Origin of the sequence: Pseudomonas sp. IPO3747 (assembly GCF_013385245.1) — a bacterium.
Classification (GTDB): Bacteria; Pseudomonadota; Gammaproteobacteria; order Pseudomonadales; family Pseudomonadaceae; genus Aquipseudomonas; species Aquipseudomonas edaphica.
Genome location: NZ_JACAQL010000029.1, coordinates 62,235 through 88,967, shown reverse-complemented (window position 1 = coordinate 88,967; position 26,733 = coordinate 62,235). Strand labels below are relative to the sequence as shown.

At 59.3% G+C, this 26,733-nt stretch carries 24 protein-coding genes; 7 read left to right on the top strand and 17 right to left on the bottom strand.

The features are described from left to right. Positions 1-189: 189 nt before the first annotated feature. A complete protein-coding gene (locus tag HX790_RS28065; RefSeq protein ID WP_017135066.1) occupies positions 190-795 on the top strand; it encodes a helix-turn-helix transcriptional regulator in 606 nt (201 codons plus the stop codon). Then, positions 782-1,660 (top strand): queuosine precursor transporter, encoded by an 879-nt coding sequence (locus tag HX790_RS28060; protein WP_017135067.1) that lies wholly within the window; start codon positions 782-784, stop codon positions 1,658-1,660. Before HX790_RS28065 ends, HX790_RS28060 begins: the two co-directional genes overlap by 14 nt. A gap of 128 nt (positions 1,661-1,788) precedes the next feature. Here the strand turns inward: HX790_RS28060 and queC are convergent, their stop codons facing one another. The 8 genes from queC to hmpA form a co-directional block, all read right to left on the bottom strand. Next, positions 1,789-2,487 carry a 7-cyano-7-deazaguanine synthase QueC gene (gene queC, locus HX790_RS28055; RefSeq protein WP_017135068.1) on the bottom strand — a complete coding sequence of 233 codons (699 nt, stop codon included), beginning with the start codon at positions 2,485-2,487 and terminating at the stop codon, positions 1,789-1,791. Between the two features lie 103 nt (positions 2,488-2,590). Then, positions 2,591-3,478, bottom strand: coding sequence for a heme o synthase (cyoE, locus tag HX790_RS28050; RefSeq protein WP_017135069.1), 888 nt, complete (start codon positions 3,476-3,478; stop codon positions 2,591-2,593). An 11-nt stretch (positions 3,479-3,489) separates the two neighbouring features. Then, the gene (gene cyoD, locus HX790_RS28045) at positions 3,490-3,831 is read right to left on the bottom strand and encodes a cytochrome o ubiquinol oxidase subunit IV (RefSeq protein WP_010206434.1); all 342 of its coding nucleotides are present in this window, start codon (positions 3,829-3,831) and stop codon (positions 3,490-3,492) included. Next, positions 3,831-4,457, bottom strand: a complete 627-nt coding sequence (locus HX790_RS28040; protein ID WP_010206435.1) for a cytochrome o ubiquinol oxidase subunit III — start codon at positions 4,455-4,457, stop codon at positions 3,831-3,833. Before HX790_RS28040 ends, cyoD begins: the two co-directional genes overlap by 1 nt. A 3-nt stretch (positions 4,458-4,460) precedes the next feature. Then, positions 4,461-6,479 carry a cytochrome o ubiquinol oxidase subunit I gene (gene cyoB / locus HX790_RS28035; RefSeq protein WP_017135070.1) on the bottom strand — a complete coding sequence of 673 codons (2,019 nt, stop codon included), beginning with the start codon at positions 6,477-6,479 and terminating at the stop codon, positions 4,461-4,463. A gap of 3 nt (positions 6,480-6,482) precedes the next feature. Further along, entirely contained in the window at positions 6,483-7,424 is a 942-nt protein-coding gene (cyoA, locus tag HX790_RS28030) for a ubiquinol oxidase subunit II (protein ID WP_026013527.1), read from the bottom strand. A 793-nt stretch (positions 7,425-8,217) separates the two neighbouring features. Beyond that, positions 8,218-8,724, bottom strand: coding sequence for a disulfide bond formation protein B (locus HX790_RS28025; protein WP_138450519.1), 507 nt, complete (start codon positions 8,722-8,724; stop codon positions 8,218-8,220). A gap of 197 nt (positions 8,725-8,921) precedes the next feature. Then, positions 8,922-10,103 carry an NO-inducible flavohemoprotein gene (hmpA, locus tag HX790_RS28020; protein WP_169988427.1) on the bottom strand — a complete coding sequence of 394 codons (1,182 nt, stop codon included), beginning with the start codon at positions 10,101-10,103 and terminating at the stop codon, positions 8,922-8,924. Between the two features lie 147 nt (positions 10,104-10,250). On the opposite strand from hmpA, the gene norR reads away from it, so the two are divergent. Further along, positions 10,251-11,795 carry a nitric oxide reductase transcriptional regulator NorR gene (norR, locus tag HX790_RS28015; RefSeq protein WP_017135074.1) on the top strand — a complete coding sequence of 515 codons (1,545 nt, stop codon included), beginning with the start codon at positions 10,251-10,253 and terminating at the stop codon, positions 11,793-11,795. 95 nt (positions 11,796-11,890) lie between these two features. Here norR and HX790_RS28010 read toward each other — a convergent pair whose 3' ends face one another. Continuing rightward, on the bottom strand, positions 11,891-12,793 hold the full coding sequence (locus HX790_RS28010; protein WP_170040518.1) for a DMT family transporter: 903 nt from the start codon (positions 12,791-12,793) through the stop codon (positions 11,891-11,893). A gap of 137 nt (positions 12,794-12,930) precedes the next feature. Between HX790_RS28010 and HX790_RS28005 the strand changes: the two genes are divergently transcribed. Next, entirely contained in the window at positions 12,931-13,806 is an 876-nt protein-coding gene (locus HX790_RS28005) for a helix-turn-helix domain-containing protein (RefSeq protein WP_017135076.1), read from the top strand. On the opposite strand, the gene HX790_RS28000 is transcribed toward HX790_RS28005, so the two are convergent. The 7 genes from HX790_RS28000 to HX790_RS27970 all read right to left on the bottom strand — a co-directional run bounded on the left by HX790_RS28000 (position 13,803) and on the right by HX790_RS27970 (position 23,715). Then, positions 13,803-16,298, bottom strand: a complete 2,496-nt coding sequence (locus HX790_RS28000; protein ID WP_176992547.1) for a LuxR C-terminal-related transcriptional regulator — start codon at positions 16,296-16,298, stop codon at positions 13,803-13,805. The genes HX790_RS28005 and HX790_RS28000 overlap by 4 nt on opposite strands. Positions 16,299-16,555: 257 nt before the next feature. After that, positions 16,556-17,914 (bottom strand): DUF1329 domain-containing protein, encoded by a 1,359-nt coding sequence (locus tag HX790_RS27995; protein WP_017135078.1) that lies wholly within the window; start codon positions 17,912-17,914, stop codon positions 16,556-16,558. Positions 17,915-17,940: 26 nt separating this feature from the next. Continuing rightward, a complete protein-coding gene (locus HX790_RS27990) occupies positions 17,941-19,731 on the bottom strand; it encodes a DUF1302 domain-containing protein (protein ID WP_099549448.1) in 1,791 nt (596 codons plus the stop codon). 482 nt (positions 19,732-20,213) lie between these two features. Next, the gene (locus tag HX790_RS27985) at positions 20,214-21,125 is read right to left on the bottom strand and encodes an SDR family oxidoreductase (RefSeq protein WP_017135080.1); all 912 of its coding nucleotides are present in this window, start codon (positions 21,123-21,125) and stop codon (positions 20,214-20,216) included. A gap of 173 nt (positions 21,126-21,298) precedes the next feature. After that, the gene (locus HX790_RS27980; RefSeq protein WP_176992546.1) at positions 21,299-22,201 is read right to left on the bottom strand and encodes an alpha/beta fold hydrolase; all 903 of its coding nucleotides are present in this window, start codon (positions 22,199-22,201) and stop codon (positions 21,299-21,301) included. Then, positions 22,201-22,983, bottom strand: coding sequence for a class II aldolase/adducin family protein (locus HX790_RS27975; RefSeq protein ID WP_169988439.1), 783 nt, complete (start codon positions 22,981-22,983; stop codon positions 22,201-22,203). Before HX790_RS27975 ends, HX790_RS27980 begins: the two co-directional genes overlap by 1 nt. Before the next feature lie 276 nt (positions 22,984-23,259). Then, positions 23,260-23,715, bottom strand: coding sequence for a flavodoxin (locus tag HX790_RS27970; protein ID WP_176992545.1), 456 nt, complete (start codon positions 23,713-23,715; stop codon positions 23,260-23,262). 129 nt (positions 23,716-23,844) lie between these two features. On the opposite strand from HX790_RS27970, the gene HX790_RS27965 reads away from it, so the two are divergent. Together HX790_RS27965 and HX790_RS27960 are read left to right on the top strand one after the other, a co-directional pair. After that, positions 23,845-24,312: a PAS domain-containing protein gene (locus tag HX790_RS27965; RefSeq protein WP_017135085.1), complete on the top strand. Its 468-nt coding sequence runs from the start codon at positions 23,845-23,847 to the stop codon at positions 24,310-24,312. Positions 24,313-24,370: 58 nt separating this feature from the next. Beyond that, positions 24,371-24,976, top strand: coding sequence for a hypothetical protein (locus HX790_RS27960; RefSeq protein ID WP_017135086.1), 606 nt, complete (start codon positions 24,371-24,373; stop codon positions 24,974-24,976). A 2-nt stretch (positions 24,977-24,978) separates the two neighbouring features. On the opposite strand, the gene HX790_RS27955 is transcribed toward HX790_RS27960, so the two are convergent. After that, complete coding sequence (locus tag HX790_RS27955; RefSeq protein ID WP_176992544.1) at positions 24,979-25,938, bottom strand: MerR family transcriptional regulator; 960 nt, start codon at positions 25,936-25,938, stop codon at positions 24,979-24,981. A 211-nt stretch (positions 25,939-26,149) separates the two neighbouring features. Here HX790_RS27955 and HX790_RS27950 point away from each other — a divergent pair, with 211 nt between their 5' ends. After that, on the top strand, positions 26,150-26,707 hold the full coding sequence (locus HX790_RS27950) for an antibiotic biosynthesis monooxygenase (RefSeq protein WP_099549444.1): 558 nt from the start codon (positions 26,150-26,152) through the stop codon (positions 26,705-26,707). Positions 26,708-26,733 lie beyond the last annotated feature (26 nt).

Here is a 26,733-nt window from a genome sequence, read left to right as displayed (position 1 = left end):
ATCAAATGTTCATTTTCCAGACTCCAGCCCCATCAAAAGCACGCCCGCAGCGCATCCGGACTTTATTGTTAGGGCCGACGCATGCAACACTCCCGCCGCCGCAAAACCACAAGCGCCCCCGGAACGGGCACTCCCTGCTGTGGTTGCGCAAACAACGGACGTTAACGACTAAAAGGAAGTGGTGAGCACGTGATACACAGACGCGAAAAAACCGAGCACTTGAAGAGCAACATCAAGTACTTGATCAAAAGCCGCGGCGAGACGCAGCTGTCGCTATCGAATGCCGCCGGCCTGACCAGGACCACCATCTACAACATCCTGGAAGGCAAGGTCGTCAACGTGCAGCAGTCCACTGTCCGCAAGATCTCGGACTTCTTCGGTGTTTCCTACGATGAAATCGAGACCCTTGATTTTGAAGCCAAGGAAATCATCGAGAGCAGTGTTTCCCCACAGGGCAACATGAACCCGGCCGCCGTGCCGGTGCTCAAGGAAAGCCTGGTGATCCAGAACCTGGACAAGCGCATTGGCGAGTTGGCCACCCTGTATCCGCTGACCTACTACTTCGGCTCTTCCTACAACCTGATCGGTGTGCGCCTGGAACGTGGCATTCCCGGTATCAACGAGCCGGGCGATTTGCTCATCGTGCAAAAAGGCACGTCAACGCTGGGCAAAGAAAAGCTGGTGTACGACCGGGCCATCCAAAAGATGTTTATCACCCTTGAAGCCTGCGCTGGCTCAGAGCGCCTGTGTGTAATCGGCGACATCATTGAGGAGCGCTTCAATGACAACGTATGAAGCGGGCATCGAAAACAGCAAATACAAGCTGCTGGGCTTTGAGAATGACAAGCGCCTGGCGGTGATCATGGTGATCGCCACCGGCAAGGTCATCAAGATGAAGCTGAGCGAAGTCATCAACAGCGAAATAATGGACAACCTCAATAAAATGGAAGTTAAGAACATGTACAAGAAGTTTTATTCACAGGGAGGGACGCTGACGGCCTACGATATAAACGACCGCAACGAAAACTCCTGGATGATCTACATCATCCTGAACCTGTTGCTGTTCACGTTTTATATCTTCACCAGCATTGCCGCGACCAAGCCTATTTACCTGGAGTCGATGGGCATCATCGTCACGCCAGGCACGTTTCTGTACCCGCTGACGTTTTTGATCGTGGATTTGCTCAACGAGCAATTCGGCCTGCGGCTGGCCAGACGTGCCATTTTGTTTGCGTTCGCCAGTAACGCGATGATCATCATCCTGCTCTACGGCTCGACGTTTCTGCCAGGGCTGCCAGGCTGGAAACTCGATGGCCCTTACAACGATGTGATCATTCAGGTGTCCTCGGTACTGGTCGCGTCCTCGGTCTCGTTCCTGGTGTCGGAGAACATAAACTCCTACTTGCTGTGCAAGATCAAGGAACTGACCAACTCCAAATACCTGTACCTGCGGATTTTCCTCAGTACGTTCTTTGCGGTGATTATCGACAGTTTCCTGTTCTGCTTTATTGCGTTCTATGGCGCGATGCAGACCAGCGACATCTTGAGCATGATCTACGTGCAGATCGCGATCAAAGTCGGCTTTGCGTTTTTTAATATCCTGCCGGCCTATGGCGCGCGTGCGTTGTTCAAACGCTGGATTACCGGTAGCGCTGCCTGATGTAATGCGCTCTAAATGTGGGAGCTGGCTTGCCTGCGATGCAGACAACTCGGTATGTCAGTGACATTCAGTTGATGCTATCGCAGGCAAGCCAGCTCCCACTGTAGACCGAGTACGGTCCCTAACCCCTAGCTCAGTTGCAACTTCTGCTTCAGGCTGCTCATCACACCCGCCTTGTCCTGCAAATACTCATTCAAGCCCCGAGCCCGCAGGTTGCATGCATCGCAATTACCGCAGCCGGTGCCAATGATGCCGTTGTAGCAAGTCAGGGTCTGGTGCTGAACCAGGTCCAGTTGCTGGTGGTAATCTGCCAAAGCCCAGGTCTCAGCCTTGTTCAGCCACATCAACGGCGTGTCCAGGCGCAGCTTGTAGTCCATGCCCAGTTCAAGCGCCGTGTTCAGCGCTTTGACAAAATCATCGCGGCAATCGGGGTAACCCGAGAAGTCGGTCTCGCAGACACCGGTAATCACGCTTTCAGCTTTGACCTGATAGGCGTAGATCGCCGCCAGGGTCAGAAACAGAATATTGCGCCCCGGCACAAAAGTACTCGGCAGGCTTTCGCCCGAGCTGTTCACGGTCGGCACCGGAATGTTGTCGCGGGTCAGGCTGCTGATTGCCAGCTCGTTGAGCAGCGACACGTCCATCACTTTGTGAACGGTGGCGCCCAACTGCTTGGCCAACTTCTGCGCGACTTCAACTTCGGCCACATGGCGCTGGCCATAATCGAAGGTAATGCAGTGCACTTCGTCATACTGCCCCAGCGCCTGGATCAGGCAGGTGGTCGAGTCCTGCCCGCCACTGAATACCATCACGGCTTTTTTAGTCATCACGTTGCTTCCTGCATTTGTAGAATGTGGGAATAGTTTAAAGGCCACTCAATAAAAAGCCCCGCGCTTCTTGCGAAGGCGGGGCTTTTTGTTGCTCGGTGACTCAGTGTGCGTAGGTCAGCAACAGCTCTTTCGGCACTTGGAAATCCAGGGACATCATCACGCTGAGCGCGGTGATGGTGAAGATCGAGAACACGAACAGCTTGCGCGCCCAGACGGTGTCATCCACCGCCTTGTAGCCGGTCCAGGCCATGTACAACCAGTACATGCCCATGGCGGCGGCGACGGCGAGGTAGCTCATGCCGGCATAGCCACTGAAGGTCAACATCAAGGTCGCCACGAGGAAGGCCAGGATGTAGAGCAGGATGTGTTTCTTGGCCACCTGAATGCCACGCTTAACCGGCAGAACCGGAATCGACGCAGCCAGGTAGTCATTGAAGCGGAAGATCGCGATGGCATAGGAGTGCGGCATCTGCCACAGGCTGAACATCACCAGCAGCACCAGCGCAGCCATGTCGAAGCTATTGGTTACAGCCACATAACCAATCACCGGCGGCATCGCCCCCGACAGACTGCCCACCAGCGTGCCGTGAACCGACTTGCGCTTGAGGTACAGGCTGTAAAGGCCGACGTAGATAACAAAACCGATCACGGCAAACAGCGCCGCCAACGGGTTGGCCACCTTGTACAACAGGGCTACACCGGCAACACCCAGAACGGTCGCGTAGATCAGTGCCAGTTTCAGGGAGATAAGGCCCTGCACCAGCACACGATTCTTGGTGCGTTCCATCTTCAAGTCGATGTCACGGTCGATGCAGTTGTTGAACACACAACCGGAAGCTACCACCAGGGACGTGCCGATCATCGCAGCCAAGAAAATGGCCAGATCGACATGCCCCTTGGAGGCCAGGAAGAAACCGCCTGCCACAGAAAGCACGTTACCGAAAATGATCCCCGGTTTGGTGATTTGGATAAAGTGCTTAAGCGACATCGGGTCTTACCTCACTTCGCCATCATGAACGTATGGATGCTGAACATGATCCATATCGACAGGCCAACCAGCAGCAGGATCACAAGACCTGCGAACACGAACGCAATCACGTTATCGCGCTGCTCTTTCGAGCGATCCAGGTGCAGGAAGTACACCAGGTGAACCAGAACCTGAATCACCGCGAACGCCAGGACGATCATCAAGGTGATCGACTTCGGCAAGGTTGGGTACATCACCAGGCCGAACGGGATCAGGGTCAGGATGACCGACAGGATGAAACCGATAGCGTAAGACTTTACGCTGCCGTGGCTCGCATCATGGCTGTCATGGTCATGGGAGTGTGCATTAGCCATTACAGAGTCCCCATCAAGTAAACGACGGTGAATACGCAGATCCAGACCACGTCCAGGAAGTGCCAGAACAGGCTCAGGCAGCTCAGGCGAGTCTTGTTGGTGTTGGTCAGGCCGTGCTTATTGACCTGATACATCATCACCGCCATCCACAGCAGGCCGGCAGTTACGTGCAGACCGTGGGTGCCTACCAGCGTGAAGAACGCGGACAGGAAGCCGGAACGGTGCGGGCCGTAGCCTTCGGAGATCAGCAGGTGGAACTCGTTGATCTCCATGCCGATGAAGCCCAGGCCGAACAGGAAGGTCAGTGCCAACCAGCTCAGTACGCCTTTCTTGTTGCCCTTGTAGAAGGCCAACATGGCGAAGCCGTAGGTGATCGAACTGAACAACAGCAAGGCGGTTTCGCCGAGCACGTAAGGCAGTTCGAAGATGTCGTGGCCCGACGGGCCACCCGCTACGTTGTTTACCAGTACCGCGTACACCGCGAAGATCGACGCAAACAAGATGCAGTCGGTCATCAGGTAGAGCCAGAAACCGAATACGGTCATTGGCCCCGAGTCGTGGTGATGGTCATCGTGCCCATGGTCATCGACATGGGCGTGTCCAGCATTGGTCACTAAGTTCGACATGGTTTAAGCCTGTTCCAACGAGGTTTCTACACGGTTGGCCGGGATTTTCTTCTCGGCTACCAGGCGAGCGTGCTGCTCGGCTTCGATGCGTTCGATCGTCTCGACCGGCACCATGTAGCCTTGATCATCACGGGCAGCGTGAATGATGAAGTAACCGATAGTGCCTACCAGGCCCACGATTGCCAGCCACCAGATGTGCCAGATCATCGCGAAACCGAACACGGTCAACAGCGCGCCCATCACCACGCCAGTGGCGGTGTTGTTCGGCATGTGGATCGGCTCGTAGTGCTTAGGACGCTGGTACGCAGTACCGTCTTCCTTGGCTTCGGTGAACGCATCAATGGTGTTCGCAGTAGGAATCACAGCGAAGTTGTAGAACGGCGGTGGCGACGAAGTCGACCATTCCAGGGTGTGGCCATTCCATGGGTCACCGGAGTCGCAAGCGTTCTGCTTACGGTCACGGATGCTCACGTACAGCTGGATCAGCTGGCAGGCAATACCGGCAGCAATCATCAACGCACCGAACATGGCGACGTACAGGTACGGCACCCACTCAGGGTTGGTAGTGGCGTTCAGACGACGGGTCATGCCCATGAAGCCCAGCGCGTAGAGCGGCATGAACGCGACGAAGAAGCCCGAGATCCAGAACCAGAATGCAGCCTTGCCCCAACCTTCGTGCAGCTTGAAGCCGAACGCTTTCGGGAAGTAGAAGCTGAAACCTGCGATGTAGCCGAATACAGCACCACCGATGATCACGTTGTGGAAGTGCGCGATCACGAACAGGCTGTTGTGCAGTACGAAGTCAGCACCCGGAATGGCCAGCAGTACGCCGGTCATGCCGCCGATGGCGAAGGTCACCATGAAGCCCAGGGTCCACAGAACCTGGCTGGTGATACGCAGACGGCCGTGGTAGATGGTGAATAGCCAGTTGAATAGCTTCACCCCCGTCGGGATCGAAATCAACATCGTCGCCAGGCCGAAGAAGGCGTTGACGCTGGCCCCCGAACCCATGGTGAAGAAGTGGTGCAGCCACACCATGAAGCCCAGTACAGAGATTGCGCCCGATGCATAAACCATCGAGTGGTGACCGAACAGGCGCTTGCCGGTAAAGGTCGAGATCACTTCAGAGAAGATACCGAACGCTGGCAGGATCAGGATGTACACCTCAGGGTGACCCCATGCCCAGAACAGGTTCACGTACATCATTGGATTGCCACCAAGTTCATTGGTGAAAATGTGGAAATCCAGGTAACGGTCAAGCGACAGCAGCGCCATGGTAGCGGCCAGGATCGGGAACGAAGCCACGATCAGGACGTTGGCCCAGGTGCAGGTCCAGGTGAAGATCGGCATGTCCATCAGTTTCATGCCAGGGGCGCGCATTTTCAGGACGGTGGCCAGGAAGTTGACCCCCGTCAGTGTCGTCCCGAGTCCTGATAACTGTAGCGCCCAGATGTAGTAGTCCACACCCACGCCCGGACTGTACTGAATACCCGACAACGGCGGATACGCAACCCAACCGGTCTTGGCGAATTCGCCGACGCCCAGGGACAGGTTGATCAGCACCACGCCGGAAACCAGCAGCCAGAAGCTCAGGGAGTTCAGGAACGGGTAGGCAACGTCACGCGCACCGATCTGCAGCGGCAAGGCCAGGTTCATCAAGCCGGTGAAGAATGGCATCGCCATGAAGATGATCATGATCACACCGTGAGCGGTGAAGATCTGGTCATAGTGTTCAGGCGGCAGGTAGCCAGGCGAACCCTCGGTGGCCATGGCCAACTGGGTACGCATCATGATGGCGTCGGCAAAACCACGCAGCAGCATGACCATGGCAACGATGACGTACATGACACCGATTTTCTTGTGGTCGACAGACGTCAGCCACTCGGTCCACAGGTAGGTCCACTTCTTGAAATACGTGATTGCAGCAAACAGTGCCAGACCACCCAGCGCGATCATGGCGATGGTCACCATCACGATCGGCTCATGGAACGGGACCGCATCCCAACTTAATTTACCAAACATCGTTTACTCCTCTGCCCCAGCAGTTGAATGCGAGCCCGTGTCAGAACCTTCAACCACGGCCACTTCTTTCTTCTCGTGCTTGACCGGCTTGCCTGGCTTCATACCTTCGTACTTGTCGACGATTTTCTGAAACAGGTCCGGCTCAAACGCGGAGTACAGAGCGACTGGGTTGTTCTGGCTTGGTTTGGTCAGGGCGTCGTATTCAGCTTGATCAAGCTGTTTAGGTGCGGCCTTGACTGCGGCTACCCAGGCGTTGAAGTCTTCCTGGCTCGTCGAGATCGCTTTGAATTTCATGCCGGTGAAGCCAGCGCCGCTGTAGTTCGCGGAGATGCCTTCCATTTCAGCTTTTTCGTTGGCGATCAGGTGCAGGCGAGTCTGCATGCCCGCCATCGCGTAGATCTGGCCGCCCAGTGCAGGGATGAAAAACGAGTTCATCACGGCATCGGAGGTGATCCGGAAATTAAGCGGAGTGTTCTCCGGGAACTGGATCTCGTTGACCGTGGCGATACCCAGGTCCGGGTAGATGAACAGCCACTTCCAGTCCAGCGCGACCACTTCGATATTGATCGGCTTGACGTTGGATTCCAGCGGACGGTAAGGGTCCAGCTCGTGGGTCGACTTATAGGTGATGTAACCCAGGGCGATGATGATGAGGACCGGCACCAGCCACACGGCGATTTCGATCTTGGTGGAGTGCGACCACTTAGGCGCGTAGGTAGCGCTGGTGTTCGACGCGCGGTATTTCCAGGCGAAGGCGAAGGTCATGATGATCACAGGGACCACGACCAGCAGCATCAGCAGGGTAGCGGTGATGATCAGGTTTCGTTGATCCAGACCGATCTGTCCTTTTGGGTCCATCAAGGTCCACTTGCAGCCTCCCAGCATTAACAGCATGCCAATCAGCGGCAAAAAGCCTAGTAATCGGGGGTACCTGTTTTTACTCATCTCACGACCTCTAAAGCAGCTTGCGCAATGCAGTTGGGTTTTGATCGCCAACACTTCACCCTGCCAAGGGTTGGCATTTCTCTTCGATTGAATAAGAGCCTGCCCGTCACGCCATAACTGTACGTTTCACGGACCTGCGGTGAGTTCTTATTCGATTTCGTGGTTAAAGGCCTTGTTACAGACCAATTCCATTTGGTGCGGATAGTTGAAAGGCTGCCGGAACCTTGGGGTCGCACAGAGCCGTCCATCTGCCCCTCGACCGCTCCAGTGCTCAAATATTGAACAGCACCGGACATTCAGTGCGGGCGATTGTAGTTAGCTAGCGATGTATAAACCATGTCTTATAAAGAAATAATTTTTATCGATTACAGCAACAATCCTTCACTAATCCTGCAAAGGTTCGCGATCTTATCGTGTTCGATTCCCAACAAAAACCACAAAAATTGCCGTGTTATTGGGCACAACGCCACTTCCCTTACACCTTGTAAGGGCTTGCAAAACGGATCCAAGCCCCCATAAAACAAGGCATTCGGACATCACCCAATGGCTCGCACGGCGTGACATTCGCGGCATCGCCCAAACGATGAACTGACAGCACAATTTAGCCATCGGGTGCAAATTCAGGCGGCGGTTTGATGGGTCAGAAACGTCCTGCGGCAACGTCCGTGTGACAACATGTCGCACGCTGCGCGCACCTATTGTTGCCCCTCGTCACGGCCCTTTCACAAATCCCTACAACCAAAAACGCCCCGGACTTCCTTCAAGGAAGACCGGGGCGTTTTGGCGAGCAGACTCAGGCCTGGCGTTGGCGATTGCGATAGATGCCCAGCGGCACCAGAATCACCGTCAGCACGAACGCCACCAGCGCCCATTGCGCCAGGGACAAGCCAAGGATGGGCGGGTACGGCGTGCTGCAGAAGCCGTCGACCTGGAAGCCCAATGGAAACACCTTGGCCAGTGGCAGTTCATCGACAATCGGCTGCAGCACATCGACGCCGCAACTGACCTCCGGGAAGAACTGGGTGTAGACGTGGTGGCCTGCAACTGCGACGCCGCCCACGGCACTGAGGACTACCAGCCCTTCAAACACAGTGACCGCACCTTTGCTGCGCATGGCGGCGCCGATAAAGGCAAAGATCGCAATCAACAGCAATGCGTAGCGCTGCAGGATACACAGCGGGCACGGCGCCTCGCCCAACACCACTTGCATATACAGCGCACCGCCAATCAGCGCCAGGCAGATGATGCCCAGCAACACCAGAAAGCGCCGCTCCCTGCCTAAACGCAATTCGTCACTCATCCCCGTTTTCCCTTTGTCGTTGTGCCAATGCCGGCAAGTTTACACACAGAGCATGGTTAAAACAGAGAGGGGTTAACTGCGGATTAATCGGGATAAATGTTGTGGCTGAGCGGACGCCATCGCGGGCAAGCCCGGCTCCCACAGGGAATCGCATTCCAATGTGAGAGCCGGGCTTCTTGTGGCGAGGGTAGATGTACTTATTCCAGCGCCGCCGCCGGGCCGAAGAACTCGTAGCGCGCCTGCTGCTCCGGCACACCCAACGCCTTCAGATGGCGTTTGATCGCCGCCATAAAGCCTTTAGGCCCCAGGAAGTACGCATCCAGGTCACGTTCCTCGGGTAACCACGCCGCCAATTGCTCCTGGCTCAACAGCCCCACCTTGTCCGCCGCAGGGCTCACGCCGTCGTCCTCGGCATAGCAGTAAAAGCGTTTGAGCTGCGGGTGCCTGGCCGCCAGGGCATCGACCCAATCACGGAACGCATGCACGCCGCCGTTGCGGGCGCAGTGGATAAAGTGCACCGGGCGCTCGGTTGCCAGGGCCGCTTCAAGCATGGGCAATGTGGGGGTGATGCCTACCCCGCCGCTGATCAGCACCAGCGGTTTATCGCTGGCCGCCAGCGTGAACTCACCCGATGGCGGGAACAGGTCGATGGTTGCACCGACATGCATCTGGTCATGCAGGTAGTTGGACACCCGCCCACCGGCCTCGCGTTTGACGCTGATGCGGTACAGGCCCGCATCGCTCAGGGCCGACAGGGAATAGTTGCGGCGCACTTCTTCGCCGTCCAGCACCAGCCTCATGCCAATGTACTGGCCCGGTGCGGCTTGCAGGATCGGGCCGTTGTCCACAGGGGCAAAGTAGAAGGAGATGATCTCGTCGCTCTCCTCCACACGCTTGACCAACAGGAATGGCCGCGCACCGCGCCAGCCGCCCGGCGCCTGGGCTTTTTCATCGTAGATGGCCGCTTCGGCGCCAATCAGGATGTCGGCCAACTGGCCGTAGGCCGCGCCCCAGGCATTCATCACCTCAGGCGTGGCGATCTCGCTGCCGAGCACTTCAGAGATGGCGCGCAGCAGGCAGGCGCCCACAATCGGGTAGTGTTCCGGCAGGATCTGCAAGGCCACATGTTTGTTGATGATCTTGGCCACCAGGTCACCCAGTTGGTCCAACTGATCGATGTGCCGCGCATACATCAGCACGCCATTGGCCAGCGCACGGGGCTGGTCACCGCTGGCCTGGTGGGCCTGGTTGAACAGCGGGCGAACTTCTGGGTATTCGCTGAGCATCATGCGGTAAAAATGCGTGATCAGCGCCTCGCCGCCGCTCTCCAGCAGGGGCACAGTGGATTTGACGATGGCACGGTCTTGGGCACTAAGCATGGCAGACTCCTGGGTCTCTTTACTGATTACCTTTACCTACTCAGCATTCGTGCCAACTAATTAATCGTTATAATTCAATAAGTTAATTATAATGTAGTCAGTATGACTCCCTACACCTTATAGTCACAAGGACTACAAGGAGTCATTATGACTGCACAATCGCTGCTCACCACCCTGCTGCCCCTGGTCGCCGACCTGTCCCGCGAACTGCCCGAGGGCGAGCGCTATCGACGCCTGTTGCAAGCCATGCGCGCACTGTTGCCGTGCGATGCCGCCGCGTTGTTACGCCTGGACGGTGAGTGGCTGGTGCCGCTGGCAGTGGATGGTTTGAGCGCCGATACCCTTGGCCGTCGCTTCAAGATCAGCGAACACCCGCGCTTTGAAGTGTTGCTGAGCAGCCCTGGCCCTACCCGTTTTGACAGCGACAGCGAACTGCCCGACCCCTACGATGGCTTGGTCGACGGCCTGCACGGGCACCTGGAAGTGCACGACTGCATGGGTTGCCCGCTGTTTATCGACGACCAGCCCTGGGGCCTGCTGACCCTCGACGCGCTGGACACCGAGCGTTTCGAGCGCGTTGAGCTGGATGCTTTGCAAGCCTTTGCCAGCCTGGCGGCGGCCACGGTCAATGTCGCCGAACGCATCGAGCGCCTGGCATTACGCGCCGAGGACGAACATCAGCGCGCCGAGATCTACCGCCAGGCCAGCGGCCAACAGCACAAGGAAATGATCGGCCAGAGCAAGGCGCACAAGCGTCTGGTCGAGGAGATCAAGCTGGTGGGCGGCAGCGACCTGACCGTGCTGATTACCGGCGAAACCGGGGTCGGCAAGGAGCTGGTCGCCCAAGCCATCCACGCCGCGTCCCCGCGTGCGGACAAGCCGATGATCAGCCTCAACTGCGCCGCGCTCCCGGAAACCCTGGTGGAAAGCGAGCTGTTCGGCCACGTGCGCGGCGCCTTTACCGGCGCGTTGAATGAACGCCGTGGCAAGTTCGAGCTGGCCAATGGCGGCACCCTATTCCTGGATGAAGTGGGCGAGTTGTCGCTGACCGTGCAGGCCAAATTACTGCGTGTGCTGCAAAGCGGCCAGTTGCAGCGCTTGGGTTCGGACAAGGAACACCAGGTGGATGTACGCCTGATTGCCGCCACCAACCGCGACCTCGCCGAAGAAGTGCGCAATGGCCGCTACCGCGCCGACTTCTACCACCGCCTGAGCGTGTACCCGCTGCAAGTGCCGGCGCTACGTGAGCGCGGGCGGGACGTGTTGCTGCTGGCGGGGTACTTCCTGGAGCAGAACCGTTCGCGCATGGGCCTGGGCAGCCTGCGCCTGACCAGCGACGCCCAGGCCGCGCTGCTGGCCTATAACTGGCCAGGCAATGTGCGGGAGCTGGAACATTTGATCGGGCGCAGCGCGCTCAAAGCCCTGGGTAACTGCCGCGAGCGGCCGAAGATTCTGAGCCTGAGCGCCCAGGACCTGGACCTGCCGGACGTCAGCGCGCCGGCTATCGAAGCACCGCTGCAAGCGCCGCTGGCCGCGACCGGCGACCTGCGCCAGGCCACCGAGCACTACCAGCGCCAAATCATCAGCGCTTGCCTGGAACGCCATCAGCACAACTGGGCCAGCACCGCCCGCGAACTCGGCCTGGACCGCGCCAACCTCGGCCGCATGGCCAAGCGCCTGGGCCTCAAATAGGGCAACTGTGGGAGCTGGCTTGCCTGCGATTGCGGTGGGTCAGCTAGCTCAACTTTGACTGACCCACCGCCATCGCAGGCAAGCCAGCTCCCACATTAGATAGCCTTCGCCTGCAAGACCGGTTGAACCAGCTTAGGCTTACGAAACACCAGCACATTCCCCAACATCACCAACACCAGCCCCATCAGCGCCGGGGCGGTCCACTGGTATCCCTCGGCAAACGCCGACACGTTCAGCGCCACCACCGGAAACAGCACCGTGCAATACGCCGCCCGCTCCGGCCCCATGCGCCCAACCAGGGTGAGGTACGCAGTAAAGCCGATCACCGAACCCGGAATCACCAAATACCAGAGAGCGCCGATATACCGCGCACTCCAGTCCATGTCGAAAGGAATGCCGCGCACCGCACAGTAAGTCGCCAGCATCAAAGCGCCATAGGCCATGCCCCATGCATTGGTGGTCAGCGGCTTGAGCCCGGCCTTCTGTTGCAGACTCGAGAGCATATTGCCCGCCGAGAAACACATCGTCCCCAACAATGCCAACCCTAGGCCGAGCAAGGTCTGCGGGCTGGCGGTATGCCCTGCCAGTTCCGGCCAGAATAGAAAGCCCAGCCCCAGCAACCCCAGCGCGCCGCCCATCAACACGTTACGTGCTACGCGCTGGCCAAAAAACACCCGGGCATTGAGGGCGTTCCACAACGTGGCGGTAGAAAACACCACTGCCACCAGACCGCTCGGGATCCATTGGCTGGCGGTCAGGAAGCACATGAAGTTGACGCAGAACAGGCACAGCCCCTGCGCCAGGCAGATCAAATGCCCGCGCCGGTTCATCACCTGCAACTTGCGGCTGAGCAGCAACAGCGCAAACAGCACCAGCGCCGCCAGGCCGAAGCGGTAGACGATCGACACAGGAATCGCCACGACGCCCAATTGCCATTTGAGGGCGATCCAGGTGGTGCCCCAGATCAGCACGGTGAGTAAATACAGGAAAAGGTTCATAGCGGGCTCCGTCGATTGAGCCACAGTGTCCCTTGGCAGCCGGCCGGCGCTCTTGCACATTCTTGCGCTTTTGTCGGGCGCAGGGATCACAGCCATCGCCGGCGGGAGTAGGATGCAAGACGTCGGAGAGCACAACCATGCCTGATCTGGAATCCCTGCAAGTCTTTCAAGCCCTTAACCGCTCGCCCAACGCACGCCTGGAAGCCTGCGCCGAGCTCGGTGACGGCTTGTCTGCGGCCTTGTGGAGCAACCATCACGACTCGCAGGACTACCAGGCGCCGACCCATCACACCTTGTCCTGCTACATCGGCGGTGGCACCGGCACCTTTCGGCGCGATCAGCCTGGCACCAAGGGCGGCCCGGATAAACTCTGCATACTGCCCGCCGAGCACCAGTCGGCTTGGGTGATCAACGGTGAGATCCGCCTGGCCCACGTGTATTTCAGTCCCGAGCAATTTGCCCTCGGCTGCGTCACGTTGCTCGATCGCGAACCGCGGGAACTGCAACTGCGCGAAAGCACCTTCCTCGAAGACGCCAGCCAGGCCCAACGCTTTCACCAACTGATCGCCCTCAACTGGCAGGAGCCCGCCGAGCGCCTGCTGACCAGCAGTCTGGCCCATGAAATGCTCAGCCACACCTTGCTCAGCCAAGTCGGCGCACGCGATGGCCTGCGTTTGAAGGGCGGGTTGGCGGCGCATCAGCGGCGGCTGTTGGTGGAGTTTATCGACCACCACCTGGAAGACCCGATCAGCCTCGGGCAACTGGCCGGCCTGTGCGCGCTGTCGGAATACCATTTTGCGCGAATGTTCCGCCAAAGCTTCGGCCTGCCGCCCCACCAGTACCTGTTGGCACGTCGCCTGGCGCGTGCGCAAGCCCTGTTGCGTGGCGGCGCCCTGCCCCTTGGCGAGATTGCGTGGCGGTGTGGCTTCTCCAGCGCCAGCCACTTTACCCACCGTTTTCGCCAGGCCATGGGCGCCACGCCCGGGGAATACCGCCAGGCGTTCTGCGCCTAAACCATCAAGCCCAATGTCTTGGCCTTGGCCACCGCTTGGGTGCGTCGCTCCACGCCGAGCTTGCTGTGGATACGCCGCGCGTGAGTCTTGACGGTGTGCAGCGAGATAAACAGCCGGTCGGCGATTTCCAGGTTGGAGTTGCCTTGGGCGATCAGCTGCAGCACTTCCAGTTCGCGTTGGCTCAGCGGGTTTTCCACCACGCCACTGGGCGCCGCCGGGGTTTCCAGACCCAGCTCAATCAATAGCCCCGGCGCACGCAAACGCAGCTCGCGAATCGCCTGCTGCACCTGGCAGCGTTGCGCCAGCTCCAGCCCGGTTTGCAGGGCGCGCCGGGCCACGGCTGAGTCGCCCAACTGCCAGGCCACTTCGCCCAGCACCAGGTGCAGCTCGGTTTCCAGGCAGAGCATGCCGCGTTGTTGGGTGGTGTCGAGCAAGGCATACAGGCGCTCCATGGGCTGAACGGCCACACCCAGCTTCACCTCGGCCAGCACCAGCAAGTACTCCAGCCGTGGAATCAGTTCCAGCGTAGCCGGCGGTGCTTGCCGGGCCTGTGGCCCACGGAAGTGGCGCAGCACCCGGCGCACTGCTTCCACGGTCAGTTCGGCACGGCCCTGTTGCAACCAGAAGTGCCCACTGACCAACAGCAGCACCGCGCGGTATACCGAGTCCGGCACATGGCGTTGCTGCATCAAGCGCTCCGCTTCGCGCAGCTGGGCAAACGCCTGGGCGTAATCGCCATGGTTGGCCGCCAGCAACGCCAGGCCGAGAAACCCATAGAGCACGCGCTTGTCCTGACTGTGCAGGCACAGGCTCAAACCGCTCTCGAAACATTCACCGGCGAGCGCGTCCTGGCCTTGGCGCAACGCCAGATGCCCGCGCCGCAGGGCGATACGCCCTACCAGTGGCCCCGCCTTGAGGCGCTGGCGCGCCAGCATCGCCTGCACATTTTCCAGCAGGCTTTGCGCCCGATACGGTGCACCGCGTTGCTCCAGCAATTGCGCATGATCCAGTTCCAGCAGCGCTTCCAGCACCAATGAACCATGGGCACGCGCCAGGCACAGCGCTTCGCGGTTCAAGGCTTGGCCCACGTCCAGCTCGCCGCGCAGCAAGGCTTGCTGGGTCAGGCCCGAAAGGCACATCAGCCGGGAAGTCCAGGCGCTGTCGGGCAACGCTTGCAAAGCCTCCAGAAAATGCTCGCGGGAGCGCTCGGCATCCCCATTGAGGTGCAACAACCAGCCCCATTGCGCCTGCCAGCGCGCCAGTAAATGCCGCTGTTTCGCCGCCGTCGGCTGTGGTGCAAACCGGGCAAGCTGGTCGATGCACACACCGGCTTGCTCAAAGCGCCCGGCGAACAACAATGCGGCCGTCACCAGCCCCACCAGTTGTGCGGAGCCAAGCATCAATTCATCGCCATGTTGCTCATGCAGACGCAGCAAAAGCTGCGCATTCTGCTGACGGAACAAGTCTTCAAAACTGAAGTGTTGCAACAGGCTCACCGCCATATCAAACGCTTCGGCCAGCAAGGCCTGTTCAAACGCGGCTTGCCAATCGCACTCGGCGGTAAACCATTGGCAGGCACGCCGATGCCAGGCGCGCTTGGCCGGCCAGGGCTCATCGCGCAGCAAGCGTGCGAGCGGCGCAAAGACCTGCAGCCAATCGGTGGTGTCTTCCCAGGGCTGGATAAAGGCGCCCAATGCCTGCAACTCCCGCAGGTAGTGGGCGCCGTCGCCAGCGCCGAACAGGTGCTCACACAGGCCCGGGTTGAAGCGCGGCAGGTGCGCCAATACCCGCCAGGCCTCAGCCAACTCGACCGGCAAGGTGCGCAGCAGTTCGTGTTGCAGGTAGTCGAGCAAGGTTTTGTCCGGGTGACCATCACCGAGCAAGGCAATGCGTACACCGGCGCACCAACCGCCGCTGAACTGCATCACGCTGTCGAAGCTTTGCCCGCCGCCGAGCAGTTGCTGGACTTGCGCCGGGCTGAAGTTCAGCTCGCTGCACACCAACAGTTCATCGTCGAGCAACAACCGCGGCCAGTTGCATGCCGGTCGCCGCCGCGCGCCCAGCCACCAGGTCAGCGCCGGGCTGGCGACACTGAGCAGGCGGTCGAGCAAAGCATCCAGCTCGGGCGCGGGCAGGCGGCAGTAATCATCCAGGAACAACCACGCCGTGGGCTGCCAGCGGCTGAGGTCAAGCAACAAGGTAGCTTCATCGACAAACGCCAGCCCCAGGTTGTGCGCCAAGCGTTGGCACAACTCATCGGGGCTCAAAGCAGCACCATTGAGTGGCAGCCAATAGACCTGGCAACCCTTGGGCGCCTGCAAGGCACACTCGGCCAGTAACGCGCTTTTGCCACTGCCACCCGGCGCGCACAGCAACTTCACCCTCACGGTTGCTGCGAGCAACGGCTCGGTCAATTGCGGGCGTAACAGGTGATGGGCGGACAGCCGTGGCATGAATCCAGGACGGTCCAGGCAGCGGGTCATGGCGGTCATTGCTGCATCCTGCGTTTTTATTGTTATGCAACCTGACGCCACCCTAGTCCTGTGGTTGGCGGTTGTTGAAGAAGTATTCAGCGGGGTGATTGAAGGGCATTAATTAAAGGCAGAATGCAGACAACTGTGGGAGCTGGCTTGTGTGGGAGCTGGCTTGCCTGCGATGCAGACACCTCGGTCTAACAGCCATACCGAGGTGATGCTATCGCAGGCAAGCCAGCTCCCACACAAGCTCGCTCCCATATTTTATATCTGAGTCAGCGAACGCCCTCGGACCGCAGCGCTGCTGGCGTGTAATCCGCTGCCTTGGCCGCGAAGCCGAACACGAAACTGCGCTTTTCCTCATTCTTCATGCCGAGCGCGATGTAGCGCCCGGCAATGATGTCGTACAGGGTTTCCACGGTGTAGGCCGGCACTTGGTGGTCGTAATAGAACTGCGCATGGCCTTCAGCAACGCGCCACAGTTGGCCTCGCCCGTCGTAGTGGTCCACCAGCGCGACCTGCCAGCTGTCTTCGTCGATGTACATGTGGCGCTTGGCGTAGATGTGCCGCTCGCTCGGCTTGACCGTGCCGACCACTTCCCACACGCGGTGCAGCTCGTAGCGGGTGAGGTCCTGGTTGATGTGCCCGGCCTTGATGATGTCGTCGTACTTGAGGGTCGGCGAATCGAGCTTGTAGCTGTTGTAGGGGATGTACATCTCTTTTTTGCCGACCAGTTTCCAGTCGTAGCGGTCGGGCGCGCCGGAGAACATGTCGAAGTTGTCGGTGGTGCGCAGGCCATCGGAGGCGGTGCCCGGGCCGTCATACGAGACTTGCGGTGCACGGCGCACGCGGCGTTGGCCGGCATTGTAGATCCAGGCCAGACGCGGCTCCTTCACCTGGTCGAGGGTTTCATGCACCAGCAGCACGTTGCCCGCCAGGCGTGCGGGCGCCGTGACCGATTGCTTGAAGAAGCTCAGCACGTTGGCCGCCTTGGCCTGGTCGATGTCCGGGATGGCTTGCGGCACCGCCACTTCTTCTTCGAAGCGAATCGGCGTGTAGCTGCCATTCGTTTGCGGGGTGGCCTGGGTGATGATGCGCTTGAGGTTACCGCCGTGATAACGGGTGATGTGGTTCCACAACACTTCCACGCCATTTTTCGGGATCGGGAACGCGTAGTAACGGTTGCCGGTGAAGTTTTCCAGGCCATTACCGTCGTTAATCGCGTGCACGTTCAGCGCGCTGCGCTTGATCGACTCGTAGATATCCGGCGGCAGGTTGACCGTGCGATGGGTCGGGTACACCGGGATCTTGTAGGTCTCGGGGTAACGCTTGAACATCGCCACCTGGCCGTCGGAGAGCTTGTCTTTGTACTTGTCGACCGTGGCGGCAGTGATCACGAACAGCGGTTTTTCATTGGCGAACGGGTCGGCCAGAAAACCTTTGCTGTCCACCGCGCCAGCGTTTTTCGGGATGCCGCCGGTCCAGGCCGGGATCGAACCGTCGGCGTTGCCGGCTTTTTCGGCGCCGACCGGCGTCAGGGTGGTGCCGAGCTTGGCGGCCTCTTCGGGCGAGACGGCGGCCATGACATGGGCGGCCAGTACACTCAGGGCCATCACTGCAAATAGCTTACGCATAGGTTGTTGTCCTTCCTTAAACCAAGTCAGAAGTTCACGCCGAAGCTGAGGGCGATAAAGTCGCGGTCGGTGAGGGTGTTGTAGTCACCGCCGAAAAAGTCGGTGTAGCTCAGGCTCGCGGTGTAGGTGTTGCGGTAGTCCGCATCCACGCCGACGCTGATCGCCTTGGCGCCTTCGTTGAAAATGCCGTTGGGGCCGTAGCCGCTGACGTCATGGGACCAGGACAGGTTGGGCTTGAGGTTCACCCCGGCGAACACGTTGTTGTAGTCGAGGATCGCGCGGGCGCGGTAACCCCAGGAGTTCGCGGTGACGAAGCCGTCGGTGTCGCCGCCGAAACCATAGGCGCCATACACCGAATCGCGGCCATAACGCAGTTTGGTCTTGGCTTCCAGCCCGCCGACGTGCACATAGGCCGCCTCGCCCACCAGCGTCAGGCGTTCGGCGCCCAACACCTGGTCGAAGAACTGGGTCATGGTGCTCTGGATCTGGGTGATTTCCTTGCGGCGGTAACCTGAGTTGTCCGAGCCGAACGAACTGCGGATCGGCGAGGCGGTTTGGCCGGCAATCGGGTTGACCAGCGCCAGGGTCAGGTCGGTGGTGTTGAGTTGCACCGGCGCATTCGGCCGATAGCTGATTTCGCCGGTCCAGGCCGTGCCGGTGGGCAAGGTGGTGGAGAAGCTGGCACCGTACAGGCGGATGTCTTCCGGGTAATCGAGGTAATACTGGCCACGCCCGAGCATGGTGCTCTGGGCCAGGCCCGAACCACTGCCGGGCGCGATGGCGTTGGCAGTGCTGACGATGCGGCCGATGGTGGCCAGGTTGGTGTTGGCGGTAATCGTGCCCACCGTTGGCGTGCGGCTGTGGTAGTTCATGAAGTAGAGGCCGTACTCGGTGTCATCGCCCAGCCAGCGCAAGGCCGCACCAAATTGGCCGCCATCGCGCGCTTCGCGGTCGTTGGCGCGCTGCACCACCACGCCTTCACGCGTCACCTGGAAGCCCTGGCCAAACGCCGCGGCCACCGGTTGCAACGGCGCAATCGCCGGGCTGCCGACCGTGTAGTTGCCGTTGCAGCCGTGGGCCACCACGTCGTTACCGAAGAAGGTGCCGCAGTTATCCACCACGGTGTTTTCCCAGTTGAGTTGGTAAAAACCTTCCACCGAGAGCTGGTTAGTCAGGCTTTGGGACGCGAACAGCATGTTGACCGGAATCAGGCCTTCCTTGATCTCGGCGCCTGGGCGGCGGAACGCCGAGACGTCGATGGGGTTGATGCTGTTGATCGAGTTACCGATAAACGTACTTTCACCCCAGCTCACCACCTGTTTGCCGACCCGCACGGCGCCCGGCAAATCGCCGATGGAATAGTTGTGATACACAAAAGCATCCAGCAGCTCGTAGCCGGACGAGCGCGCGCCTTCGTCGCGGTGGTTGTTGCTGATTTGCTTGAACTCGCGGTTTTCGTCCTGCAGTTCGAAGTCGTACCAGTACTTGCCGCGCACAAAGATGCCGCTGTCGCCGTACTTAAGCTCCAGGTCGTGAATGCCCTTGAAAATCTTGGAGAAGGTCTCACCCTTCTTGAAGTTCAGCCGCCCGTCATCACCGGTGGACGCCTGCCCCGTGCCGCCGTTGGGAATGCCCACCAGCTTCTTGTCAGCATCGCGCATGCCCCAACTGGCGCCGACCGACAGCGAGGAATCGAATTGCCCTTCGATCTCGCCGATGTTGAATGAAACAGCCTGCGCCTGGGCGCAGAAACCCAGCGCAACCGCCGTGGCCAGCGCCTGTGGCGTGAAGATGGCGCGCATTGTTGTTTTTGTCATGCGTCTTCCCCGGTGAGTGACAGAAGGCCCCACCCTACTGCCGCCCCTCGGGAGCGATAAGCGCACCAAAGGGGTATTCGTGGTGTCGCTCGAAAGGATGAACAGGCGCTCTGGCCGCGGTTTGGGCGCCACCATGGATCAGGCAGATGGCGGATTATCAGGAGGATGGATAGCGCGCCGGCGATAATTACCGAAATTGCAACAGTCCTTGTCCTGAACTGCTATTACTCATTTTGTTACAACCGACTATTCTTAACGCACTTTCAGGGCAGATGGCCCGCTTGGGTAAATCCAGGAAAAGTCTGATTCCAATAGATTGGCCTAATGTTTCAATCTATTACCGCTGTTCACTGACGTTGATTTGTCGCTCCTTGATCCAACGTCTTACTTCGGCCGCTGCGTTTGCAGCGGCCTTTTTTATACCCAAAATAAAACGGGGCGCCTTTAGCGCCCCGTTTTATTCAACTGTGTTCAAGCAACGATCAGAGGCTGAACTTCTGCAAATTGGCCATCATCTCTTTCAACGCTTCGATGTTGTCCTTGGGGTGCGCAGCGCCTTCGAAGTCGCAGATCTGCGCCCAGTGCGCCGCCACATCGTCGGGTGAGAACCCGGCCTCAGGGTCAAACCCCACGCCCAGGCTGCGCTCCCAGCGGGTTTTGCCGATCCAGCCGCCGCCGACTTCAAACAAGCCCGAGGTGTCCTGGCACGCCTCGCTGCCCAGGTACACCACCAACGGGCTGACCAGTTCCGGCTTGAGGCGTTCGAACACCTGTGGCGGGATCAGGCCTTCGGTCATGCGCGTGCCGCCGGTGGGGGCGATGGCATTGACCAGGATGTTGTTCTTGCGCCCTTCCAGCGCCAGGGTGCGGGTCAAACCGTAGAGGCCCAGCTTGGCCATGCCGTAGTTTGACTGGCCGAAGTTGCCATAGATGCCCGAGGTGGACGCGGTAAAGATCACGCGGCCATAACCCTGCTCGCGCATGTGCGGCCAGGCGGCGCGGGTAACTTTGTAGGCACCTTCGACATGCACGCGGTACACCAGGTCCCAGTCACTGTCGTCCATTTTGTGGAAGGTCTTGTCGCGCAGGATGCCGGCGTTGTTGACCACCACGTCGACACGGCCGAACACGTCGAGTGCGTGCTGGACGATCTTGTCCCCCTCGGTTACGGAGTCATGGTTGGCCTCGGCAGTACCGCCCGCCTCGCGAATCTCCGCCACTACACGGTCGGCGGCCGAGGCATTCGCGCCTTCGCCCTGGGTCGAGCCGCCGAGGTCGTTGACCAGCACTTTGGCCCCGTGCCTGGCAAACAGCAGCGCATGGGCACGGCCCAGCCCGCCGCCGGCACCGGTGACGATCACGACCTTATCCTGGAACTGCACTGACTCACTCATACCGAACTCCGTTGGCGACATTGGCAATGGGTTGAGTGTCACGCACGCAGCCTTTGGTCACAATAAACACGGCCGAGGCTGAATGGTGCTCAATAAGACAGCGCGATGATCAACCGGCTGTTGTGGCGAGGGAGCTTGCTCCCGCTGGGCTGCGCAGCAGCCCGGGATTGGCCTCAGGAGTAGGCCACTCGCGGCGCCGGCTGACCGATACGTTCGCGAAACGCCAAATAATGCTTGAGCACCAGCACCGGCGCTTCGATCTGCGGGTAGTGGCCGATATTGGTCAGTAATACCGAGTCGGCATTGGGCACCAACTGGCGATAACGCTCCACCATATGCGCACCGGAAATGGGATCGACTTCACCGTCGATCACCCGCAGCGGCACTTCATTGCGTTGCATCGCCGCCACCCAGCGTTCACGCAGACGGCGGCGCTGGGGAATGTAGGCAATCAACTTATGCAGGATACGCGGGCCGTCATTGCAGTTGATCAAGCTCCAGAAGTCATCCAGTGCACTTTCACTGGGCCGCGTGTTCGGGCCGAAAATCTGGCTGAAACTGTTCGACAAAGCGTTGCGCCCAAAGGCACGGCCGATCATCCAGCCGAGTGGGCTGAGCAAGAGTTTCTGCACCAATGCCGGGCGATGGGTCTCGGGAAACAGCCCACCATTGAGGAACACGCAGCTGGCCATCAGGAAGCGGCCGTCGTAATGGCGCGCCAGTAATTCCTGGGCCACGCTGTCGCCATAGTCATGGGCCAACACATGCACCGGCCGCTCCACGCGCAAGTGTTCGAGCAGCGCCTGTTGCAGGTCGGCCTGCTCCAACAGGCAGTAATCGTGGTTCAGCGGCTTGGCCGAATCGCCAAACCCAAGCATGTCGCAGGCGATCACCAAGTTACGCTGGGCCAGGGGCTGCCACAGGTAATGCCAGTCCCAACTGGCGGTGGGAAAGCCATGAATCAATAGCAACGGCTCGCCCTGCCCCGCCACCCAGTAACGGATCATGTGGCCACGGAAGAGAAATTCCTGGCCACGTTTGCGCCAGGCTCTGAGCGGTATCTCGGCGAGTGGCATCAGCTTTTATACCCGGGATCTTGCAGGTCCAATTTACGCAACAGCGCCGGCCACGCCAGTGCACCACCCATACCTTGCGCGCTCTTTGTGACAACCGCCACCATCGCCTTGGCACCCGCCAGAATCTGCGGCTCAATGGCAATTAATTCGGCGCCGCCGTTTTGCGCCAGCACCTGGATGTCGCAGGCGCGTTGAAAGGTGAACATCATTAAAAACGTGTCGGCGATCGAACCAGCGCAGGTCAACAGACCGTGGTTGTGCAGCATGAGGAAATTGTTGTCGCTCAGGTCCGCCTGTAAGCGGGCTTTTTCTTCACGGTTGAGCGCCACGCCTTCATAGGCGTGATAGGCCAGGCTGGACAAGACAAAGGTGGATTGCTGGCTGATCGGCAGCACGCCCTGCTTCTGCGCCGACACCGCAACGCCCGCGGCGGTGTGGGTGTGCAGCACACAGACCACGTCGTGGCGCACTTCATGGATGGCACTGTGGATGGTGTAGCCGGCGGGGTTGATCTCGTAAGGGCTGTCCATCAGCTTGTTGCCGGCCTGATCAACCTTGACCAGGCTCGACGCCGTTATCTCATGAAACATCAAGCCATAAGGGTTGATCAGGAAATCGTCGGTGCCCGGCACCTTGGCGGAAATATGCGTGAAGATCAGGTCGTCCCAGCCATGCAGCGCCACCAGGCGATAGCAGGCCGCGAGGTCGACGCGGGTCTGCCATTCGGCAGCGCTGACCTGGTCTTTGACATTCTGTGGCGATAGAACAGGGGCTAGGCTCACGGCAACAACCTCCTTGGTTCGCGTTCTTATTATTTTTCTGGATGAGGAGCCAGTCTAGTCAGGCGCGGTGACGCAAGGAGTTGCCTTGGCAGCCAGCTTGATGACTGAGCGAGTCAGTCATGAGAATAGTACAAACGGTGTCAGAGAAGTGCCGTCAATAAAGGCACGGCGAACAGGTTGAGCAAGCCCGTCAGCACGAGCCAGAACACCGGCATCAGCTTGCGCTGGGGCATTGCCTTTATCTGGCGTGGCGGGCCTTGCTGCGTGAATTCCCGGTCAAGCGCGCAGTGCCGTGACCAATTCGGCCAGCCAAGGCTCGGCGTCGGCTTCCGGGGTCACGCTTTCGCTGGCGTCCAGGCGCAGCATCGGCAGCACTTCGCGTACGCCCAGTTCGGCGAACAGTTCGCGCATTTGCTCGCCGCCACCGCAGAACGTGTCGCCATAGCTGGCGTCGCCCAGGCCGATCACCGCACCGGGCAGGCCGCGCCAGGCGGCTGGCAGTTGGTCACGAATGTTCGAATACAGCGGTTGCAGGTTGTCGGGAAGTTCACCCATGCCGGTGGTCGATGTGACCGCCAGGAATGCCTCGGGGGCAAAGGCTTGCACGTCGGCCAAGGTGGCGCGTGGGTTGTGCCAGGCTTCAAAACCGGCGGCGTTGAGGATACCGGCGGCGTGGCGGGCTACTTCTTCAGCTGTGCCGTAGACCGAGCCGGAAAGGATGGCGACTTTCATCAATCTGATCCTGTAGTTGAGCGAAAGCGTGGGATATTAGCAGCTGACACAAATATTTCAGTGCACACCGTGCAACATTCAAAAGTTGCCATAGAATTCAGGCTTTAAAAACATGCGATGGATTGCTCAATGATCAACGCCAACCTGATGCAACTGGTGATCAACGCTTCTAACGACGGTATCGTCGTCGCCGAACGTGAAGGCCAGGACAAGCCGCTGATCTACGTGAACCCGGCGTTCGAGCGTTTGACCGGTTACACCCTGGACGACATCCTGTATCAGGATTGCCGCTTCCTGCAGGCGGGTGACCGTGACCAACCGGCGCTGATGGCCATTCGTGAAGCCCTCGACAGCGGTGGCGCCTGCCGGGAGATACTGCGCAATTACCGCAAGGACGGCACGCACTTCTGGAATGAGCTGTCGCTTTCCACGGTTTACAACAAGGCCGACAAGCAAACGTATTTTGTCGGTGTGCAAAAAGACGTTACGGTTCAGGTGAAAGCGCAGCAACGCATCGCTCAGTTGGAAGCCCAAGTGGCCGAGCTTAAAGATGAGCTGGCGGCACTCAAGGCGACGAGCGGAATTAACAAAGTGTAAAAAATGCGGTCTTTAGAGCGATAATGGCTTTTTAATGCCTCACCCTTGAGCTACATCAATGCAACGCGACGCGCTATTGACGCAGGACGAGCTGGATTTTATCCAGGACATGCAGCACAACCCGCAACTCAACCTGCGGGATGCCTGGTCGAGCCTGACCGTTAATGGCGGTGCGCAGATTCGCGATTTGCTCACGCGCCTGGCCGCTCACGACCACGTCACCATCCAGGCACAGTTCGACAACCAGCAACTGACCTTCCCGCTGCATTTGGTGGAAGACGAGTTTCATGCGGTGCATCTGCGCTTGGGCGTGCCGAGCATTTTTGAAGATGGGCCGATGATCCGTCCATGGCGCCTGGCGCTTGAAGCCCCCGTGGCGATGGAAAACGTCAGGGGCAACCCTGCCGCGCTATGGGTGCATGAGGTGTCATTCAAGGGCGTACTGGTGGAAATTCGCGGACGGGTCAAACCGCCGAAAACCTTTTCCCTGTGGTTCAGCCCGTCCGGTTACGAGCGTATTGCCTTGCGCGGCACGCTGGAACGGGAAACCGCGCGGGGTCTGTTCGCTTATCGCCTGAGCCAGAGTGACGCGAATGAGATCGAACGGTTACGCCAGTTCATCCTGCATCAGCACCGGTTGGTCCATCCGCACGTACACGCCTGAAATCAACTATCCAACTGGCCTGCAAGAAACTGCTGCAAACGGCTCTGCATCTGGCGCCCTTCGCTGCCCAGGCAGCCGATAGACGAACCGGCCAGATCACCCTCGGCCAGGTCCGCAGCGGCACCGGCCAGGAACAGTGGGCAATCCAGGGTCAACGCCAGACGGTTCAGGCGCGCTGCCAGATCATGGTTATGCCAATGGTTGGAGAAAATCACCAGCGCCTTGGGCCGGATCTTTTCACACACCAATGTCAGTTCATCAAAGGGCTGGCCCATGCCCAGCACTTTCACCGGCGTGTCTTCGTGACTGAGCATCAGCGCCGCTACCAGCAGTTCCAATTTACGGCATTCGCCAGGCATGGCCGCCAGCAACACCCGCGGCGCGAGTGGGGCACTGGCAAGCTGCAAGCGCTCAAAGGTACGCATGCGCAGGAAGGTGTCGTAAAAAAGCCATTCACTGGCCTGGCCAAAATGCCCCTGGTGGCGCATCAGATCGCTCCAGAGAGGCATCAGGATGTCCTGGAACGCAACGTTCAGCGGGTAAGTCGCGAAAACCTGACCGTACAGGCTTTCCAATTGGCGATCGTCAAAGGCTTTGACCGCCTGCAACAACCGCAGCCGCCACTGTGACCACTCACTCTCGTCGACCTTATCGCCCTCGGCACGAATGGTCTCAGCCTGCTGATCGTCACGGGCGAGGATCTTACCGACCTTGCTCACGGCCACGCCGCGTTCAATCCAGTCGAGAATACGATTGACGGTCACAATATCGGCGCTGGAGTAGAGCCGATGCCCGCTTTCGGTGCGCGTTGGCTGGATCAGGCCATACCGCCGCTCCCAGGCTCGCAGTGTGACCGGGTTCACACCTGTCAGTCTTGACACTTCACGGATCGGAAACAGCTCATCTGAGACGGTTGATTCCAGTTGCGAAATGCTATCAATGGGCACATTAATCACGGGCATTTTGAGCCAAAAAGCCAACGTTATTTGGGGTCCCATTTAACGCCTTTCTACCTGTCCTTTTCAAGGCCGTTACTTTTCGGACCACTGCCGCTGGCGTATTTCTTCAAAACAGGAATAATCCTTGCCTGCTTTTTGGTGATGGTCTTACCCGACCGCCACCTTAGTGCGCCACCTACCCGGCTTGGCGCACCTGATTACTTGGAGATACACAATGTCTACCTCTCCCGTCACCTTGATGGTTGCGCGCCGCGTGGCCAAAGGGCGCTATGAAGAATTGATGGCCTGGCTGCGCGAAGGCGAGCAATTGGCCACTGACTTCCCCGGCTACCTGGGTTCCGGCGTGCTTGCGCCGCCGCCCAATGATGATGAGTTTCAGATCATCTTCCGCTTCGCCGATGAAAAAACCCTGCATGCCTGGGAGTTCTCCGCCTCGCGCAGCGCCTGGCTAAGCCGTGGCAGCGAACTGTTTGCCGACCCGTCCGAGCATCGCGTCAGTGGCATCGATGGCTGGTTCGGTGCCGTGGGTGCACGACCACCGCGCTGGAAACAGGCGGTGGCGATCTGGCTGGCATTTTTCCCGGTGTCGCTGCTGTTCAACTTCGGCCTGGGGCCGCTGCTCAGCGAGTTGGACATGTTCCCGCGTGTGCTGGTCAGTACCCTGGCACTCACGCCGCTGATGGTTTACTTCTTTATTCCTCTATCGACCCATCTGCTCGCGAGCTGGTTGCATCCAACACCAACGCCCAAGGCTACCCAAGCCGCTGCTTGAGTACAGGCGTGGCCGGTCGCTGGTAT

What these genes read in the sequence shown, in the direction of transcription:
- HX790_RS27985 (WP_017135080.1), bottom strand. Translation starts at nt 21,125, where the DNA reads ATGAGTGAGTCAGTGCAGTTCCAGGATAAGGTCGTGATCGTCACCGGT.
- HX790_RS28040 (WP_010206435.1), bottom strand. Translation starts at nt 4,457, where the DNA reads ATGTCGAACTTAGTGACCAATGCTGGACACGCCCATGTCGATGACCAT.
- HX790_RS28000 (WP_176992547.1), bottom strand. Translation starts at nt 16,298, where the DNA reads ATGACCGCCATGACCCGCTGCCTGGACCGTCCTGGATTCATGCCACGG.
- HX790_RS28010 (WP_170040518.1), bottom strand. Translation starts at nt 12,793, where the DNA reads ATGAACCTTTTCCTGTATTTACTCACCGTGCTGATCTGGGGCACCACC.
- HX790_RS27980 (WP_176992546.1), bottom strand. Translation starts at nt 22,201, where the DNA reads ATGCCACTCGCCGAGATACCGCTCAGAGCCTGGCGCAAACGTGGCCAG.
- HX790_RS27995 (WP_017135078.1), bottom strand. Translation starts at nt 17,914, where the DNA reads ATGCGTAAGCTATTTGCAGTGATGGCCCTGAGTGTACTGGCCGCCCAT.
- HX790_RS28060 (WP_017135067.1), top strand. Translation starts at nt 782, where the DNA reads ATGACAACGTATGAAGCGGGCATCGAAAACAGCAAATACAAGCTGCTG.
- HX790_RS27950 (WP_099549444.1), top strand. Translation starts at nt 26,150, where the DNA reads ATGTCTACCTCTCCCGTCACCTTGATGGTTGCGCGCCGCGTGGCCAAA.
- HX790_RS28005 (WP_017135076.1), top strand. Translation starts at nt 12,931, where the DNA reads ATGCCTGATCTGGAATCCCTGCAAGTCTTTCAAGCCCTTAACCGCTCG.
- cyoD (WP_010206434.1), bottom strand. Translation starts at nt 3,831, where the DNA reads ATGGCTAATGCACACTCCCATGACCATGACAGCCATGATGCGAGCCAC.
- HX790_RS27990 (WP_099549448.1), bottom strand. Translation starts at nt 19,731, where the DNA reads ATGACAAAAACAACAATGCGCGCCATCTTCACGCCACAGGCGCTGGCC.
- HX790_RS28025 (WP_138450519.1), bottom strand. Translation starts at nt 8,724, where the DNA reads ATGAGTGACGAATTGCGTTTAGGCAGGGAGCGGCGCTTTCTGGTGTTG.
- hmpA (WP_169988427.1), bottom strand. Translation starts at nt 10,103, where the DNA reads ATGCTTAGTGCCCAAGACCGTGCCATCGTCAAATCCACTGTGCCCCTG.
- HX790_RS27960 (WP_017135086.1), top strand. Translation starts at nt 24,371, where the DNA reads ATGCAACGCGACGCGCTATTGACGCAGGACGAGCTGGATTTTATCCAG.
- cyoE (WP_017135069.1), bottom strand. Translation starts at nt 3,478, where the DNA reads ATGTCGCTTAAGCACTTTATCCAAATCACCAAACCGGGGATCATTTTC.
- cyoA (WP_026013527.1), bottom strand. Translation starts at nt 7,424, where the DNA reads ATGAGTAAAAACAGGTACCCCCGATTACTAGGCTTTTTGCCGCTGATT.
- HX790_RS27955 (WP_176992544.1), bottom strand. Translation starts at nt 25,938, where the DNA reads ATGCCCGTGATTAATGTGCCCATTGATAGCATTTCGCAACTGGAATCA.
- cyoB (WP_017135070.1), bottom strand. Translation starts at nt 6,479, where the DNA reads ATGTTTGGTAAATTAAGTTGGGATGCGGTCCCGTTCCATGAGCCGATC.
- norR (WP_017135074.1), top strand. Translation starts at nt 10,251, where the DNA reads ATGACTGCACAATCGCTGCTCACCACCCTGCTGCCCCTGGTCGCCGAC.
- HX790_RS27965 (WP_017135085.1), top strand. Translation starts at nt 23,845, where the DNA reads ATGATCAACGCCAACCTGATGCAACTGGTGATCAACGCTTCTAACGAC.
- queC (WP_017135068.1), bottom strand. Translation starts at nt 2,487, where the DNA reads ATGACTAAAAAAGCCGTGATGGTATTCAGTGGCGGGCAGGACTCGACC.
- HX790_RS27970 (WP_176992545.1), bottom strand. Translation starts at nt 23,715, where the DNA reads ATGAAAGTCGCCATCCTTTCCGGCTCGGTCTACGGCACAGCTGAAGAA.